The organism is Chelatococcus sp. YT9 (genome assembly GCF_018398315.1).
Lineage (GTDB): Bacteria > Pseudomonadota > Alphaproteobacteria > Rhizobiales > Beijerinckiaceae > Chelatococcus.
In genome coordinates, this window is sequence record NZ_JAHBRW010000002.1 from 471914 (window position 1) to 487546 (window position 15633).

At 62.9% G+C, this 15633-nt stretch carries 15 protein-coding genes; 6 read left to right on the top strand and 9 right to left on the bottom strand.

From position 1 onward, the window contains the following. Positions 1 to 3 precede the first annotated feature (3 nt). On the top strand, positions 4 to 1017 hold the full coding sequence (locus KIO76_RS22200) for a hydroxyacid dehydrogenase (RefSeq protein ID WP_213325771.1): 1014 nt from the start codon (positions 4 to 6) through the stop codon (positions 1015 to 1017). A gap of 3 nt (positions 1018 to 1020) precedes the next feature. Continuing rightward, the gene (locus KIO76_RS22205; protein WP_213325772.1) at positions 1021 to 1920 is read left to right on the top strand and encodes a sugar phosphate isomerase/epimerase family protein; all 900 of its coding nucleotides are present in this window, start codon (positions 1021 to 1023) and stop codon (positions 1918 to 1920) included. Positions 1921 to 1974: 54 nt separating this feature from the next. Here KIO76_RS22205 and KIO76_RS22210 read toward each other — a convergent pair whose 3' ends face one another. The 9 genes from KIO76_RS22210 to KIO76_RS22250 form a co-directional block, all read right to left on the bottom strand. After that, a complete protein-coding gene (locus tag KIO76_RS22210) occupies positions 1975 to 3798 on the bottom strand; it encodes a DEAD/DEAH box helicase (protein WP_213327068.1) in 1824 nt (607 codons plus the stop codon). A 224-nt stretch (positions 3799 to 4022) separates the two neighbouring features. Continuing rightward, entirely contained in the window at positions 4023 to 4811 is a 789-nt protein-coding gene (locus KIO76_RS22215; RefSeq protein ID WP_213325773.1) for a phytanoyl-CoA dioxygenase family protein, read from the bottom strand. Positions 4812 to 5343: 532 nt separating this feature from the next. After that, positions 5344 to 6849, bottom strand: coding sequence for a tripartite tricarboxylate transporter permease (locus KIO76_RS22220; RefSeq protein ID WP_213325774.1), 1506 nt, complete (start codon positions 6847 to 6849; stop codon positions 5344 to 5346). Positions 6850 to 6955: 106 nt separating this feature from the next. Further along, positions 6956 to 7414, bottom strand: a complete 459-nt coding sequence (locus KIO76_RS22225; protein ID WP_213325775.1) for a tripartite tricarboxylate transporter TctB family protein — start codon at positions 7412 to 7414, stop codon at positions 6956 to 6958. A gap of 21 nt (positions 7415 to 7435) precedes the next feature. Further along, positions 7436 to 8329 carry an NAD(P)-dependent oxidoreductase gene (locus KIO76_RS22230; protein ID WP_213325776.1) on the bottom strand — a complete coding sequence of 298 codons (894 nt, stop codon included), beginning with the start codon at positions 8327 to 8329 and terminating at the stop codon, positions 7436 to 7438. Positions 8330 to 8360: 31 nt separating this feature from the next. Then, the gene (locus KIO76_RS22235) at positions 8361 to 9170 is read right to left on the bottom strand and encodes an N-acyl homoserine lactonase family protein (protein WP_213325777.1); all 810 of its coding nucleotides are present in this window, start codon (positions 9168 to 9170) and stop codon (positions 8361 to 8363) included. Between the two features lie 20 nt (positions 9171 to 9190). Next, the gene (locus KIO76_RS22240; protein WP_213325778.1) at positions 9191 to 9574 is read right to left on the bottom strand and encodes a carboxymuconolactone decarboxylase family protein; all 384 of its coding nucleotides are present in this window, start codon (positions 9572 to 9574) and stop codon (positions 9191 to 9193) included. Positions 9575 to 9586: 12 nt separating this feature from the next. Next, the gene (locus tag KIO76_RS22245) at positions 9587 to 10954 is read right to left on the bottom strand and encodes an MmgE/PrpD family protein (protein ID WP_213325779.1); all 1368 of its coding nucleotides are present in this window, start codon (positions 10952 to 10954) and stop codon (positions 9587 to 9589) included. Then, entirely contained in the window at positions 10951 to 11691 is a 741-nt protein-coding gene (locus KIO76_RS22250) for an SDR family NAD(P)-dependent oxidoreductase (protein ID WP_213325780.1), read from the bottom strand. Before KIO76_RS22250 ends, KIO76_RS22245 begins: the two co-directional genes overlap by 4 nt. 170 nt (positions 11692 to 11861) lie before the next feature. Between KIO76_RS22250 and KIO76_RS22255 the strand changes: the two genes are divergently transcribed. From KIO76_RS22255 to KIO76_RS22270, 4 genes are all read left to right on the top strand, one after another. Continuing rightward, entirely contained in the window at positions 11862 to 12638 is a 777-nt protein-coding gene (locus tag KIO76_RS22255) for an HpcH/HpaI aldolase family protein (protein WP_213325781.1), read from the top strand. A 27-nt stretch (positions 12639 to 12665) separates the two neighbouring features. Next, positions 12666 to 13562, top strand: a complete 897-nt coding sequence (locus KIO76_RS22260; protein ID WP_213325782.1) for a cupin domain-containing protein — start codon at positions 12666 to 12668, stop codon at positions 13560 to 13562. A gap of 21 nt (positions 13563 to 13583) precedes the next feature. Then, the gene (locus tag KIO76_RS22265) at positions 13584 to 14528 is read left to right on the top strand and encodes a DUF6282 family protein (RefSeq protein ID WP_213325783.1); all 945 of its coding nucleotides are present in this window, start codon (positions 13584 to 13586) and stop codon (positions 14526 to 14528) included. A gap of 72 nt (positions 14529 to 14600) precedes the next feature. After that, on the top strand, positions 14601 to 15578 hold the full coding sequence (locus KIO76_RS22270; protein ID WP_213325784.1) for a Bug family tripartite tricarboxylate transporter substrate binding protein: 978 nt from the start codon (positions 14601 to 14603) through the stop codon (positions 15576 to 15578). The last annotated feature ends 55 nt before the right edge of the window (positions 15579 to 15633 follow it).

The following is a 15633-nucleotide window of genomic DNA, read 5'->3' on the forward strand; positions in this document are numbered from 1 at the left end:
GCCATGGCAGACAAACCCAACCTCGTCTTCGCCCTGGATCCGCATCTGACGCAGGATCTCCTCACACCGGCATTATTGGAGCGCCTTGCCCGCACGTGCACAATCCACCATGGAGCGCCGCTGCGCGACTACGCGACCGCGCAGGCGCGGCGGCAGCTCGAGCAGGCGGACATCCTGTTCACCGGCTGGGGTGCGCCGCGGGTCGATGCCGGGACCTTGGCGATCGCGCGCCGATTGCGCCTGATCGCCCATGCGGGAAGCGCCGTGAAGCCGATCGCCGCTCCCGAGGTCTGGACGGCAGGTGTTGCGGTCACGGTGGCCGCGGCGGCCAACGCCGTGCCGGTCGCCGAATACGCATTGGCGATGGTTCTGCTCGCCAACAAGCAAGCACTGCCGGTTCGGGAGCGGCTTCGCGCGGAGCGCAAGCCATGGCAACCGCAATGGCTTGCGCATGGCGAGCCCGGCAACTACGGCGCGGTCATCGGCATCATCGGCGCGTCGCGTACCGGGCGGCAACTGCTCCAGTTGCTGAAGCCATTCGACCTCACCGTCCTGGTGTACGACCCGTTCATGTCGGAGGACGAGGCGCGCGCGCTCGGCTGCGAGAAGGTCGGATTGCCCGAGTTGATGGCCCGCTCCAACGTCGTCAGCCTGCACGCACCCTCGCTGCCCGAAACCGAGGGCATGATCGGTCGTGACCAGCTCGCTGCGATGCGCGACGGCGCCACGCTGATCAACACCGCGCGCGGCGCGCTGGTCGACCATCTCGCGCTGTCCGAGGAGCTCGTCTCGGGGCGCCTCAACGCAGTGCTCGACGTCACCGAGCCCGAGCCGCTGCCACCGGGGTCGCGGCTGTTCGATCTGCCTAACGTCGTCATTACGCCCCATATCGCGGGCGCGGCCGGCCATGAGACTCGGCGGATGGCCGAGTTGCTCGCCGACGAGATCGAACGTTTCGTCACTGGCGAACCATTGTTGCACGCGGTGACGCCTGAGATGCTGAGGAGGATCGCCTGAACGATGCGCCTGTTGCTCCACACCATGGCAACCCCTGAGCTCGATCCCATCGCAGCGCTCGACCTTGCTGCTGAGCTGCAACTTGATGGATTGGATCTGATCTGCCAGGCGGACTATCGTTGCGCGCTCCCGCCCGACGCTCCCATCGAGACCGCGCGATCGCTCCGCGCCGAAGCCCAGCGCCGCGGCCTCGTCATCGGCGCGCTGACGCCATACGAGAAGCGCGTCAACCACCCGCTCGCACGTGAGCGCGACGAGGCCGTCGCGAGCCTCGTCCACGCCATCGACCTTGCCGAGGCTCTCGGGGCGACCAGCGTCCGCGTTTTCGGCGGCGCAGAAGTTCGCGACGATGACTGGACCATCGCGGCCGGCCGCCTCGTCGAGAGTTTGCATCGCATTGCTCCCCACGCCGCCGCGCGCGGGATCGGCCTCAATATCGAGAACCATGATGGCACCATGGCCGATAGCGCGGCCCGAACCCATGAGCTCTGGCGGCGCACCGGCAAGGAGATCGTCGGGATCGTCTACGATCCTGCGAACCTGATCCGAGATGGGAAGGAGGACTTCCCGGCGAGCCTCGATCTCCAGGCCGAAGCGATCCGGCTCGTCCACGTGAAGGATTACAGCTTCATACCCGGCGCGGAGCGAAGAGGCGCCGTCGAGCAGAGCCGCCGATCCGTGCCACTAGGGGACGGCGACGTGCCTTGGACCGATATCATCGCTGCGCTCGCGGCGCTTGGCTACGATGGTGATCTAACCTTCGAGTACGAGATGCGCTGGGTGCCGGACCAACTGCCCCCGACACGGATCGGCGTTGCCAGGTCGCGCGACTTTGTGCGCCGAGCTCTTGCGCAAGCCGCCACGGCGGAGCGCACGGCGACAGCGCTTGCCAAGTTGGGCTAGGCGGCATCCGCAGGACTGGAACGTATGGTCAGCGGCGCCAAGCGTGTGGCCGCGTCACTCTTGACGCTGGGCTTTGCCCTTGTGCGTGCGGACACGATCGCGATGCTTTGATGTGGCTTTGCCCCGCTGCACCGGCTTCTTTGCTGCCCTGCCCTTGCCTGCCTTGCCCTCCTGGCCGAAGTCTTGATTGGCTTTCCGCGTGCTTCTCTTCAGGTTTCCGGCGGTCTGGATGACGATCCCTTTTTCGACACTGCCGGGCCGCGCAATCTGCGCGGCGAATGCCGCAGCCTTGTCCAGGGAGATCTGGAAACGGGTTTCCGTGTCTTCGATCCTGATCGACCCCACGTCACGCTTCGAAACGCCGCCGGCATTGCAGATCATCGGCAACAGCCACTTGGGATCGGCCCGATGCTTGCGGCCGAGCGACAGCGTGAACCACACGCCGCCCTCCATGTCCGGTCCGCGCGGCGCCCCCCTAGGCGCAGCGCCTTGCTTGTCCTCGCTCCCTCTTTCGCGCCGGGGCTTCCGTGCCTGCATGTCGGAGACCGGCAACGGAGAGAGGTCCTCCGGCACCGGGCGAGCGGCGAGCTGCTGCCGCAGGAAGGCAGCCGCGATGCGTTCGGGGGGCACCTTCGCGAGCAATTCGGTCACGAATGCTGCGTCGGCTCCGTCAGGCACAGCGGCGGACAGTGCCGTGTCGAGGATCTGCCTGCGGTAGCGGGCCTCAATTTCTGTGATACCGGGGGCGGCACGCGTCGTGGCGGTTAACCTCGCCAGCGCGAGCACACGCTGCGCCGCGCCGCGCCTGTTCTCCGGTACGATGAGCACGCAGACGCCCTTGCGTCCGGCGCGGCCCGTCCTACCGGAGCGGTGAAGCAAGGTTGCAGGGTTGCTCGGCACATCCGCATGGATCACGAGATCGAGGTTCGGCAGGTCGATGCCGCGCGCCGCGACATCGGTCGCGACGCAGACATGGGCACGCCCATCTCGCATCGCCTGTAGGGCGCTCGAACGCTCCGACTGCGCCATGTCGCCCGAGAGCGAAACGACTGAGAAGCCGCGGTTGGCCAGCCGCGCGGTCAGATGGCGCACCGCCTCACGCGTGTGGCAGAAGACCAGCGCGCTCGCACTGTCCGAATCAAGCAGTGTGTTGATGACGGCATGCTCGCGCTCGTCGCGGCGCACCAGCACCACTTGGTAGTCGATGTCGGAATGCTGCTCCGTGGAGGCTGTCGCCGCTACCCGCACCGCATTTTTCTGAAAGGTCTTGGCCAACTCGGCAATGCCGCGTGGCACCGTTGCCGAGAATAGCAGCGTCCGGCGCTGTTCTGGTGCCGCACCCAGGATAAACTCGAGGTCGTCGCGAAAACCGAGGTCCAGCATTTCATCGGCCTCGTCGAGAACGACCACGCGAAGCGCGCCGAGGTCCAGCACTCCTTTTGTGATGTGGTCGCGCAGCCGTCCCGGCGTACCGACGACAAGATGCGCACCGCGCTCCAATGCGCGGCGTTCGATGCGCATGTCCATGCCGCCGACACATGTCGCAGTCTGGATCCGGGTCGCCCCGTACAGCCAGTCGAGTTCACGCTGGACCTGGATCGCAAGCTCACGCGTCGGCGCGATGATCAGGCCGAGCGGCCTGCCAGCGGGTCCGAAATGGCGATCGTTTCCAAGCACTGTCGAGGCGATCGCGATGCCGAAGGCGACCGTCTTGCCGGATCCGGTCTGGGCCGAAACCAGGAGGTCCGCATCGCCATGCCCCCCGGTCGCCATCACCATTTGTACTGGCGTCAGCTGACTATAGCCTCTCGTCTCGAGCGCGGACGCCAGCGCGGGGTGGATGGTCGTGGGCAAGGCATTGTCGTCGTTCGTCGGCATGATGGCGGCCTCTATCTCGAAGTCGCCATAGCACAGCAACTTCCAAGGCACCTAATGGTAGGTCCTCCACGCAGCCGAACCTCCGGGCGGCCAGATAGACCTCCCATTCGACCGCAGGCAGACGCAAGCACGATATCGCCGGCCACCGCAGGGATGTGGCGTCGTGCAGATCAAGCCTCCTGCGCCGCTGGATCCGGGACCCAAGGGACCCGGATCCTTCACCATCAGAGGCTAAGTCCGCAAGCTCGGCGGATGGCGATCTGAACCGGCGATGGCGGCAGCGCCGGATCGAACTCACCCTTGGGGAACAGAGGCGGCTGCGCCATGAAGCGTGGCTCCTTCCCCCCGTGAGGTTGCGCAGCGTGGACGAGAAACGGATGGCACAAATAGACCGTGCCCGCCTCACCGGTTGCCAGCTCAACGTCACACCCGTCTGTGGAAGCGTAACCATCAGCGGAGAGTTGTCTGAGCGTTGCTCCCGCGGTCCCGTATGGCAGCAACTCACGCGCGATGGTCGCATGCGAGCCTTTCCGGATCCGCGTCGGCGCATCCTTGCGACCTACGTCCGAGAGCAGGAAAAGCATTAATAATGCTCGCCCGCTGCTCTTCACATTCGCCCTCCACTCCATGAAGTCTGGGCTATCGCCGAAACTCACGTCCACGTGCCAGCCGTCGTCGCCCGGGGCTGCTGAAGAGGGAAATCGGATCGGGAAGGTTCCCAACCCTTGCGGGGCGCGCCAACGATCCTTTCCCACAAGCTGGTCGTAAGCGCGATGCAGTTGCGGTGTATTGGCGGCTTCAATGAAGGCAGGCGAGGATTTCGCGCCGATCCGGATGACCGGTTCAGTCCATTTCCAGGGCTCGTCAGGCGACAAACCGATGTCCGCCCACAACTCATCCCTGCATTGCTTCGCAAGATCGACGCTGAAGGCATTTTCGATTTTGACAAAGCCAACATCAATGAAGCTCTCGACCTGATCGGGACTCAGGTCAACATGCTCGGCTTTGGGCATGCAACATTCTCCCTTCGGCCTCCACTTCAGCGGGGCCGTCTTGATCTGACTGGCGCTAACGCGCCTGAACAACTTCAGCTGTTCAGATCAGGGGAAAGAATGTCGACGTAAACATCATGGCAAAAAAGCCTACAGGCTCGTTGCAAGAAAAACAAGGTTCGCCCTAGAAACGGCAAGGGTATATCATCCGAACGAGCGGTTCCGGATCATCTCCAGCGACGACGACAAGGGCCGTACTCCGACATGATGCGGGCGAGAGCTACTGTTAAAGGCTGCTCTCGGCTTGGCTCGACGGCGCGTGCTCCTGCCGACGCCAACAAGTATCCTGATCTCAGAAACCCTCGCCACGGAGAATGTTTATCCCGCTCCGCCCCAGAACGAGCGTTTCGACCTAACCGCCTGGTCGACCTTGGGATGCCAAGCTCGCGTTAGCGAATATTATCAACTTGCCATCTCAGGACGAGCGCTGGAACAAGGAAACGCAGGCTTGATAGCGGAACCTCATCGCAATCACCCTGCCAGAAACCTCAGATCAGTTCTCTTCTATGAAAACCTCGTCGCGCTTGCGCGTGACAGCGGGGACCATCACAACGACGAGGATGATCGCGGCCAAGAGGAGCAGAACTGCGCTGACCGGCCGAGAAAAGAACACCGTGGCATCGCCGCCCGAAATCAGCATGGCGCGGCGAAAGTTCTCCTCGATCATCGGCCCGAGAATGAATCCGAGAATGAAAGGCGCGAGCTCGCATTCGAGCTTGATCAGCACGTAGCCCAACAGTCCGGCCGCGGTGATCTGGTATACGCCGAAAGACGCGTTGTTGACGCTGTAGACACCGATGCAGCAGAACGCGACAATGATCGGGAATAAGATCGTATAGGGGATTTGCAGCAGTTTGACCCACAGGCCGACAAGGGGCAGGTTGAGGATGAGCAGCATGGCATTGCCCACCCACATCGAGACCACAAGGCCCCAGAACAAAGCCGGATTGTTGTTGATCACACCCGGACCGGGCACGACGCCCTGAATAATGAGGGCGCCAATCATGAGCGCCATGATGACATTGGAAGGGATGCCCAGCGCGAGCATGGGGATGAAGGACGTCTGCGCGCCCGCGTTATTCGCCGATTCAGGCGCCACGACACCCTCGATTGCGCCACGTCCCATTTCCGCGCCGTGGGGAGAAACTTTCTTTTCAACAGTATAGGCCACGAAGGAGGACAGGAGTGCGCCGCCACCCGGCAGCACGCCAAGGAAGGAGCCGATGGCAGTGCCGCGGACCATGGGCGCGATCATCCGCCTGAAATCCTCACGCGTCGGCATCAGCTTGCCGACCATCGCCACCCTGCCCTGTGCGCCCCCGTCCTGTTCGAGATTTCGCATGATTTCGCTGATGCCGAAGAGTCCGACCGCGATGGCGACGAATTCAAGGCCGTCGAGCATCTCATGGATGCCGAAAGTAAAGCGTGCGGCCCCCGTATAGACGTCTGTGCCCGTCAGGCCGAGCATCAGACCGAGAAAGATCATGCCAAGTGCCTTGATAATAGACCCCGACGCCAGCGCAATGGAAGAGACGAGCCCCACCACCATGAGTGAGAAGTATTCCGCAGGGCTGAAATTGAAGGCCAGCAGGGTCAGTGGCTTGGCGAGGAGCGCGATGAGCAGCGTCGCAACGGAGCCGGCGAAGAACGAACCGATCGCCGCGGCGGCCAGCGCAGGGCCGCCCCTGCCCTTCTGGGCCATCTCGTAGCCGTCGATCGTGGTCACGGCAGAGGATGTCTCGCCCGGCAATTTGAGCAGGATGGCCGTGGTTGAGCCGCCATATTGAGACCCGTAATAGATCCCCGCGAGCATGATCAGTGATCCCTCGGACGATAAGCCGAAGGTGATCGGCAAAAGCATCGCGATCGTCGCCAACGGCCCGATTCCGGGCAGCACGCCGACCACTGTGCCGAGCAAGGTGCCAACAAAACAATAGAACAGGTTGATCGGCTGGAAGCTGACTGAAAAGCCGAGTGCAAGATTGGTGAAGACGTCCATGATCGGCTCCCGGAGAAAGCTCGCCTGTTGCCGGTGCGCTCTGCCCGCGATTTGAAGCACACCTACCGTCGAAGGCTGCCTGCCAATGCAAAGTCACTCACTTTCTTCAGGAACGGAATATACCGCCAATAATCGGCAAAGGTACATTGAGCCCAATACTAAAGACGAGACTACAGAACACCGCCAAGCAAATGCTGATCAGAAGGTTCTGCCTGAGCGAAATGCGCGGGCTGGCAAGGCACGACGTGAACGTGGTGACAAAGGTGCCGGGCAACATGCCCAGTTGATCGGCAAAGGCCGCGAAGACCACCGTGGCAAGAGAGAGGAAAGTGATGGCCCGCCAGGGAACCACCCCGAACGGGCGTTCGCACCCCGAGGAGAACGCGCGGACGATGACAGCAACGCCTGTTACCGCAAGGCAGGCCGCGAGCATGGCCGGAAAGAACCCTGGCCCCATCTGCGTTGCCGTCCCGACTGACATCGTGTTGAGCGACATGTAGCCATAGGTGGCGGCAAAGGCGATGAAGATCAGTCCCGCCGTCAGGTCCTTGCGGTTGATATCCATGGCCTCTCCTCCCCGATACAATCAGGCGCGAACCTCAACGCCGCCCCATTCTTCGACGACCCGGCAAATCGAGGTGAAGTCGGAACCAGGGCCAAACTTGGCGTTGGTAACGGCCAGCATCTGCCTGACGACCGCCCCGGCCACCATGGGAACTCCCATGGCTTCGGCTTCGTCGATGCACATGCGCACGTCCTTGTAGGATAAGCCCGTAGCAAAACCGAAGTCGAAACTGCCCGGCAGGACGGATTTGGGAAACTTGTCTTGCGTTGCGCTGTTACGTCCGCTTCCAGCGTTGATGATGTCGAGAAGAACCTGGGGATCGATGCCAGCTTTGGCGCCCATCACCATGGCCTCGGAGGAGACCACCATGGCGGCTGCGGCCAGTAGATTGTTGGCCAGTTTGGCGACCTGCGCCAGACCTGCCTTTTCCCCAACGTAGAAGATGCGGCCGAATTTGGCGATGATGTCTTCGGCCTGGTCGAAAGCGGCTCTGGGACCGGAAACCATCACCGCCAACGTGCCATTCGTCGCGCCGGCGATTCCGCCACTGACAGGACAGTCAAGCCAGCTACGGCCCGTCTCCGCCAGGCCGGCGCTGATATGTGCCGCAGCGCTCGGTCCGGATGTGGACAGGTCGATGACGGTCTTGACGCGTTCCCCTCCGGCCACGCCATCGGCGCCCAGAACGACGGCTCGGACGATGTCGGGCGTGGGGAGACTGACCAGCACGATGTCAGCGTTGTCTCCAACTCCTTTTGGAGAGGCCGCGGCAATCGCCCCGCGCTCCTCGGCCCGCCGGACCGCTTCGGCGCTCGTATCGAAAACTGTAACCTTATGACCGGCGGCAAGCAGGCGAGCCACCATCGGCCCACCCATGCGACCGAGGCCGACAAAGCCAATCTGGCGCGAATCCATGAAAAACCCCTCGTGTTTCCTCAAGCCGTCGTTAGAGAGCCGGCAAAGGTTTGGGTGCCGCGTCCAGCCGGCTGATCCAACCGGCGGTGGCGCTGCTGTGGGATGGGTAGAGCTCTGTGACGAGCGGGTCGTGGCCGGGAATGATGTGATCGAGCCCGGGCGCCAACCGCTCCAGCCTTTGATAGCCGGCGAAAACATCGGCGACGCTGTCCACCGTCGGGAAGACCTTCCGGCGGCGCAGATGCGCGTAGTGATGCGCGGTATCGGAGGCAATGATCACCGGGCCGCGCAGGGTCTCGACGCGCAATGCCTGCAGGCCGCGCGCATGCCCGCCGAGATGGTGGAGGGTGATGCCGGGGAAAAGCTCGCTGTCGCCATCATGGAAACAGACGCGCCCGGCATAGACGCGGCGGACCATCGCCACCACGTCCTCCAGCTCATAGGGATGGTTCATGCCCGGATGGCACATGCAGCGCCCGGTGGCGAAACCCATCTCGCTGTCCTGGAGGTGGAAGCGCGCCCGCGGAAAAAGCCCGTCATTGCCCGCATGATCATAATGCATGTGGGTGATGACCACATCCTCGACGGTTTCAGGATCGACCCCGAGCGCGATCAAGCCCTCGCGCACGGGATGCACGATCGTCCTGCCGCGCAGCTGCGCGCCGCGCTGATCGAAGCCGGTGTCGACCACGACCGTGCGCGCGGCATTGCGCAGGACCCAGACATAATAATTCAACGGCATCGGCCCATTGTGCGGGTCGCCGCCGATGAAGTTCTCGGCCGCGCCGCGCTCATGCCGCGCATAGGCAATGGCATAGGCTTCGTAGAGGTGATCGTTCACAGCGGCGCTCCGACAGGTCGTTATTTGCCCGCGTCCAGTTCAGCAAAGGCCTCGCGCGCAATGCGGAAGGAATCGACGCCCGCGGGGATGCCGCAATAAATCGCCACCTGCAGGAAGACTTCGCGGATTTCCTCCTTGGAAACGCCGTTCCTCAGCGCCCCCTTGACGTGCATCTTCAGTTCGTGCGGCCGGTTCAGCGCGCTGATCATCGCGAGGTTGAGCAGGCTGCGCGTGCGGCGATCGAGCGTGTCCCGGCCCCAGACCGCGCCCCAGCAATACTCGGTGGTCAGTTCCTGCATCGGTCGATTGAAGTCGTCAGCCGACGCGAAGGACTTTTCGACGAATTCAGCGCCGAGCACGGCCTTGCGGATTTCGAGGCCCGTATCAAAGGTTTTCTGATCCATTGTCTTGTCCTGTCAGTGATGGACGCGCGGCACTTGCAGCGCGTTGAGGGGAATAGCATCGTCAGCATCGGCGAGAGTGTCGATGAAGATGGCAAGGGCGCCAGCCTGCGCCTCGCCCAGCGCCTGCGCCGCGAATGCTCGAAAGCGCTCCTGAACCATGGCGGGCGTCGCGACGAGCACATCATCCAACGCCCGCTCGATCTGCCGGCCATCATCAAGCGTCAGCGTGACCCTGGCGGGCTGGCGTCGCGGATAGGCGGCGGTTAGATCGGGCGCAGCCACGAGCGTCGTCGCTGCAATCAGCCGTGAAATCTCGGGGTCGTCGAGGTCGGTGTAATTGGAGGCGTCGAGCTTTCCGCGGGCGACGGCAGCGGCGACCCCGAACTGGATGCTCATCTTCGCAGCAAGCATGGTGCCGAACGGGCCCGTGGCGTCGCATCCGGGATAGAGCAACGCGGCCTCTGTAGCATCGATGCGGATCGCCACCACCCGCGAACTGCCGTCGTCCATTTGCAGCCGGGCTGCGAGCGCGGCCTGGCTCGGCGTTTGCGCGAAGTTGCAGGCCGGGGCCTGCTTATGGAATACGTTGACAATCTCGTACTGGCCGTCGGCGAACAATGGCTTCGGCACGGCTGGATCGCGGCGGGCGAAGGCCCGGAACAGGCCGGCGTTGCCTTCGATGATATCGCGCGTCGCGAAAGCTCCAGCCCGCGCCAGATCGGCGCAGACCAGGGCGTTGCGGGCGGCAAAACCGGCGTGAAAGTACATGTCGCTGCCGCCTGGAACCGGCCATTGATTGAGGCCGGCGGCGCAGTTCACGGCCAGCGACAGCGCCGAGGCGGTCTGCTCGGTATCGAACCCCCGTAAATGGCAAAGCGCTGCCACGGCAGCGAAGGGCCCGACGAGCCCCGTCGGACGAAACAGCCGCGCCAGTTCGGCTGTCATCAGTGCGCTTCCCAGACACGCGCCGGCCTCGTAGCCGACAATGCCGGCGGCGAGCAATTCACGCCCGGCTACAGTTCGCCCAGCCTGCGCAAGATCGGCGAGCAAGGCTGGCCACACCACGATACCGAGGTGGGCGATCGCGCCGACGTGCATGTCCTCCCGCACCAGGCCATGCGCGGCGACGGCGTTGGCGAAGGCGGCATCGCCCGGGTTTGCAAGACCGGCCAGGGGTATGGAGGCAGCACCATTCCTCACGGGCTCGCTGCGCAACACGGCTTCGCGGCTCCAGGGCAGGTCGCGCGCCTCGTAGGCGGCTGAGAAATAGTCGCAAAGGCACAGTTTCGCCTTCGCGATGACATCGGCGGGCAACCCATCGGCACGCAAAGCCAACAGGTCCGTCGCCATGGTTTCGACGATGGTTTTCGAGGCGCTCATCGGGGGCCCGCGATGGTGATGCCGGCATCGATCTTGAGCGTGACGCCGGCTATGCTGACGCCTTCTTCGGACGCCAGGAAAACCGCGGCTGCCGCGACCTCGCGGTCCGTCACCAGGCGCCCGAGGGGTGTCATCGCGCGGCGCTTTTCCCAGCCTTCCGCATCGATCACCGAACTGGCGCCGGGGGTCTCCACCGCGCCGGGCGCCAGGGCATTGACCCGAATTCCATGAGCGCCGAGCTCGACCGCCTGCTGACGGGTGAAGGCATCCACCGCTCCCTTGATCGCGGTGTAGACGGCTGCATGTTTGATGGCGAAAGACACGGCCACGGACGACATGTTGATGATGCTGCCGCCCCCGCGCCTGACGAGATGCGGCGTCGCCGCCTGGGTTCCCCAGAATGTTCCCTTGATGCCGACATCGAGCATGCGATGGGTTATGTCCTCGGGCATTTCAGTCAGCGGCGCATAGTAGAACGCCACCGCATTGTTCACGAAGATATCCAGTCCATCCGCCGCGAAATCGTCGACTGCGGCATGCAGTGCAGACCGGTCGCGGACGTCAACGACATAGGCCCGGGCGCCAGCGATTTCGGCGGCGGTCTTTTCGACGAGCGGGCCATTGATGTCGGCCAAGCCGACATTGGCGCCCTCTTCGGCGAAGACCCTTGCGATCGCCGCACCGATGCCGCCACCAGCGCCGGTAATGAACGCGCGCTTGCCATCCAGCTTAGCCATTTTGCGTCTCCCTATGCCGCCGCGCTTTGCCCTGCTTCATCGAACGGTGCGGCTGAACTGTCGAACGCTTCGTCCTTGCGTTTCGCTATGCGAAACTCTCCGACTGAACAGTGCCTCCCCGCGCGACCAGCGCCTAGCTTGCTGCCAACAATCGGCGGAGAGGTGTCTGAATGTCCGTAACCCATGGCGGCTCGCGCAGCTTCACACAGCGCCTGAAGGCGCGCGAAACCCTGTTCGGCACCTTCATCAAGGTGCCCACCACGCATACGACGGAGCTTGTGGCATCGGTCGGCTACGACTTCGTGGTGATTGACCAGGAGCACGCGCCATTTGACCGCCACGCCATCGACACGATCATTCTGGCCGGCCGGGCGAACAACTTGCCCACCCTGGTTCGCGTCGGTGACGCCTCGGCCAGCAATATCCTGGGCGTCCTCGATTGTGGTGCAGCCGGGGTGCTGGTGCCGCATGTGGACAGCGTCGACAAGGCCATGCAGATCGCGGCCGCCTGCCGCTATCGCGCGGGGGGCAGAGGCTTCTCACGCACCGGGCGCGCCGGGGGCTACGGCGCCGCCGGTGTCCTGGAACACATCACCCGGCAAGATGACGAGGTGCTTTGCATCGCCATGATCGAGGACCCGGCCGCAATTGAACGCATTGAGGCCATCGCCTCCGTCGATGGGATCGACGCCATCTTCATCGGCCGGGCTGACCTTTCGATCGCCATGGGGGAAATCACGACGTCAGCGCCCCGGGTGGTCGAAGCGGTCGGGATCATCGCCGCAGGGACGCGCAAATCCGGCAAACTGCTGCTGACCGTCGCTGAAAGCGTCGCCGACCGCGAAACCATGAGCGCCATCGGCGCCTCGTCCTTCCTCATCGGGTCGGACCTCGCCTTTCTCCGGCGCGGGGCCAAGCAATCGCTGGCAGAGCATACCGGCCAATAATCTCCATTCCGTTTCCAGGACTTCTTCATGTATGTCTCTTCCGATCCCCGCTCCAAACTCACCGCTGGTGCCTCGACCAAGCCATCGCAGCACATGGCATCCGCCAACTACGCGCGCTTCTATGAGACCGAGCCGCAGGAGCAATTGAGCACGGCCCGCACCTGGTATGCTCGCGCGCAGAATTTCGTAATCGCCTATTCGGAAACGAAAGCCGGTGCTGCCTTCATGCGCGACAGCCAGCCGGACGAGTTCGTCCTCCTCTTGCCCGATCCTGAAAGCAAAGCGGCCATCACGTGGCAAGGCGAGCGGATCGAGGCTGCGGGGCATTCGATCGTCTTCGTGCCGCCGGGCGAGAGCCGCATCGAGATGACCACAGGAGGACGCCTTGTCCGCCTGTTCACCACGGCATCGGCCGACATCGTCGCGCTATGCCCTGACGGCTACGAGGACGATCCCAACGTGGCCCCGCTCGAACCGTGGCCCGAGCCAGCCGGCGGTTACAAGGTGAGGGTCTATTCGATGGACATCGCCCAGGAGCCCGGCCGCCTGGGTCGGCTGTTCCGCAGCCGCAATTTCATGGTCAACTACATCTATCCCCGCAGCGGGCCACGCGAACGCTCCAGCATGTCACCGCACAGCCACGCCGATTTCCAGCAGTGCTCCCTCAGCCTGGAAGGCAGCTATGTGCATCATCTGCGCTGGCCTTGGGGCAACGACGCCGATCTTTGGCGCGACGACGATCACGCCCTCTGCCATTCGCCGTCCGTCACTGTCATTCCGGCCCAGGTGATCCATACGTCCGAGGCGATCGGTACTGACACCAATTTTCTGATCGACATTTTCTGCCCGCCCCGCCACGACTTCTCACAGCAGCCTGGCTGGGTGCTCAACGCAGACGAGTATCCCGAAGCGGCATCGACCTGACCGGACAGCAAGGACTTTCCCATGGCCAACATTTCTCTTTCCGGACAAGAGCGCGACGTCGTCGTCAGTGCGCTGCTAGTTGGGGCTGTCGATCTGCATTGCCATAGTGGACCTGCCGTCATGCCCCGCATCCTTGATCATCATGATCAATTGCAGGAAGCATCGGCCGCCGGCTTCCGCGCCGTAGTCACCAAGGATCATTATTATCTCGGCACACCTCACGCGATACTTCTGGAAACGCTGTTTCCCGAAGTGAGAACGCGGATGTTTTCCGGCCTCGCGCTCAACAACGCCTCGGGCGGCATCAATCCGCATGCTGTCGATCACGCCGTCAAGCTCGGCGCCAAGATCGTATGGATGCCAACGCTGTCGGCGGCAAATCACATCGACAAAATGGCGACCGAAGCAAAAACCTTCCCGAAGGTGGAAGGCGCGCTGGATCCCATTCCGCTCTCGGTGCTCGACGCCAATGGCAGGCTGACCGACGAAACGCTCAAGGTCCTCGACCTCATCGCCGCTGCAGACGTCATCCTTGCCGGTGGGCATCTCAGCGCCAAGGAATTGTTGATCCTGTTCGAGGAAGGCAAGCGGCGCGGCCTCAAGAAGATGATGGTCAATCATCCGACCTACGTTATTGGCTGCGACGATGATGATATTCGTGCCCTCGTCAGCCTCGGCGCCAAGATGGAACATTCCATCTGCCAGTTCATCCCCGGCCGGGCGCAGAAGTTCGAGCCTGATTTCGCCTTACATCTCATTGAAGTCGCAGGTGTCGAGAACACCATTTTCGGTTCCGACCTCGGGCTGCGCGGCTCGGCCAAGCCTGTTGACGGCTACCGCACGTTCGTCGGGCAACTGCTGGATTTGGGCGTCGAACAGGATGACATCACCACGATGATCGCGCGAAACGGCGCCGCCATGCTCAACCTGGACGCCGCCGTTTCGCCTCCCGAAATCAACGCATAATTCAGTCCCGCCGCGCCTCTTCTGAGACACTATCAAACATCAGCAAGATCAAAAGAATTCGGGGAGGCCCCTATGAAATTGTTGCGTAAGGCCGCTCTTGCGGCCATGGCGGGCATACTGGCCCTGCCACTCTCCGCCGGCGCGGCGCTCGCGGCATATCCGGAGCGGCAGATTACGATCGTCATCGGTTTTCCGCCGGGTGGCGCCGATGTCTTCACCCGCATGATTGCCGAATACATGACGAAGAAACTCGGCGTGCCGGTGATCGTCGAAAACCGCCCTGGTGCTTCGGGCACGATTGGCGCCAAAGCCGTCGCCTCCGCAAAGCCTGATGGTTATACCATCCTGTTCGCGACCAATGGCAATGCTGCCAATGCGAAGCTGCTTTACCCGAACCTCCCCTACGATCCGCAGACCGATCTCCGACCGATCATGCGGTTGGGCACCTCGTCCATGGTCATCACCGCAGGCGCGCAGCAGCCCTATAAAAACCTCCGGGAATTCATCGACTATGCTCGTGCCAATCCCGGAAAGGTCTCGGTGGCCCATCCGGGCATCGGTGGTCTTGGACATGTGGCAATGGAATATATCAAGCGCGAAGCCAAGATCGACGTGAAGATCATTCCCTATACCGGTTCCGGCACCCTCATCCCCGACCTCTTGGCGGGCCATATCCAGGCGTCGAGCGATAGCATGCCGTCCTACCTGCCCTATGTGGAGCAAGGCAGCGTGCGCTATCTCGCTCAGCTCGGTCCCGAGCGAAATCCGCTGATGCCAGGCGATGTGCCAACACTGCGGGAAAGCGGCATCGCGTTCGAATCCTACATCTGGTATTCGCTGCTCGGACCAGCGCGCATGCCCGACGAGGCTGTCCGGGTCATCAACCAGACCGTAACCGAATATCTGTCATTGCCTGAAACGGCTAAGGCCCTCGCCAAACTGATGATTATCCCGGACCCGAGCGATCCACAGGGCCTCGCTGACACTATCTCCAAAGAGCTCAAAACCTGGGGTCCGATTATCACGGACGTGGGTGTCAAGCTTCAGTGACCTCAAGACCGGTTCATTGTCCGGGGCCTGAGAGACGAGCAGCGGGGGACCGTGC

Excerpts from the sequence above, each read along its gene's own strand:
- KIO76_RS22260 (WP_213325782.1), top strand. The coding sequence starts at position 12,666 with ATGTATGTCTCTTCCGATCCCCGCTCCAAACTCACCGCTGGTGCCTCG.
- KIO76_RS22250 (WP_213325780.1), bottom strand. The coding sequence starts at position 11,691 with ATGGCTAAGCTGGATGGCAAGCGCGCGTTCATTACCGGCGCTGGTGGC.
- KIO76_RS22270 (WP_213325784.1), top strand. The coding sequence starts at position 14,601 with ATGAAATTGTTGCGTAAGGCCGCTCTTGCGGCCATGGCGGGCATACTG.
- KIO76_RS22220 (WP_213325774.1), bottom strand. The coding sequence starts at position 6,849 with ATGGACGTCTTCACCAATCTTGCACTCGGCTTTTCAGTCAGCTTCCAG.
- KIO76_RS22225 (WP_213325775.1), bottom strand. The coding sequence starts at position 7,414 with ATGGATATCAACCGCAAGGACCTGACGGCGGGACTGATCTTCATCGCC.
- KIO76_RS22200 (WP_213325771.1), top strand. The coding sequence starts at position 4 with ATGGCAGACAAACCCAACCTCGTCTTCGCCCTGGATCCGCATCTGACG.
- KIO76_RS22255 (WP_213325781.1), top strand. The coding sequence starts at position 11,862 with ATGTCCGTAACCCATGGCGGCTCGCGCAGCTTCACACAGCGCCTGAAG.
- KIO76_RS22210 (WP_213327068.1), bottom strand. The coding sequence starts at position 3,798 with ATGCCGACGAACGACGACAATGCCTTGCCCACGACCATCCACCCCGCG.
- KIO76_RS22245 (WP_213325779.1), bottom strand. The coding sequence starts at position 10,954 with ATGAGCGCCTCGAAAACCATCGTCGAAACCATGGCGACGGACCTGTTG.
- KIO76_RS22215 (WP_213325773.1), bottom strand. The coding sequence starts at position 4,811 with ATGCCCAAAGCCGAGCATGTTGACCTGAGTCCCGATCAGGTCGAGAGC.
- KIO76_RS22230 (WP_213325776.1), bottom strand. The coding sequence starts at position 8,329 with ATGGATTCGCGCCAGATTGGCTTTGTCGGCCTCGGTCGCATGGGTGGG.
- KIO76_RS22265 (WP_213325783.1), top strand. The coding sequence starts at position 13,584 with ATGGCCAACATTTCTCTTTCCGGACAAGAGCGCGACGTCGTCGTCAGT.
- KIO76_RS22205 (WP_213325772.1), top strand. The coding sequence starts at position 1,021 with ATGCGCCTGTTGCTCCACACCATGGCAACCCCTGAGCTCGATCCCATC.
- KIO76_RS22240 (WP_213325778.1), bottom strand. The coding sequence starts at position 9,574 with ATGGATCAGAAAACCTTTGATACGGGCCTCGAAATCCGCAAGGCCGTG.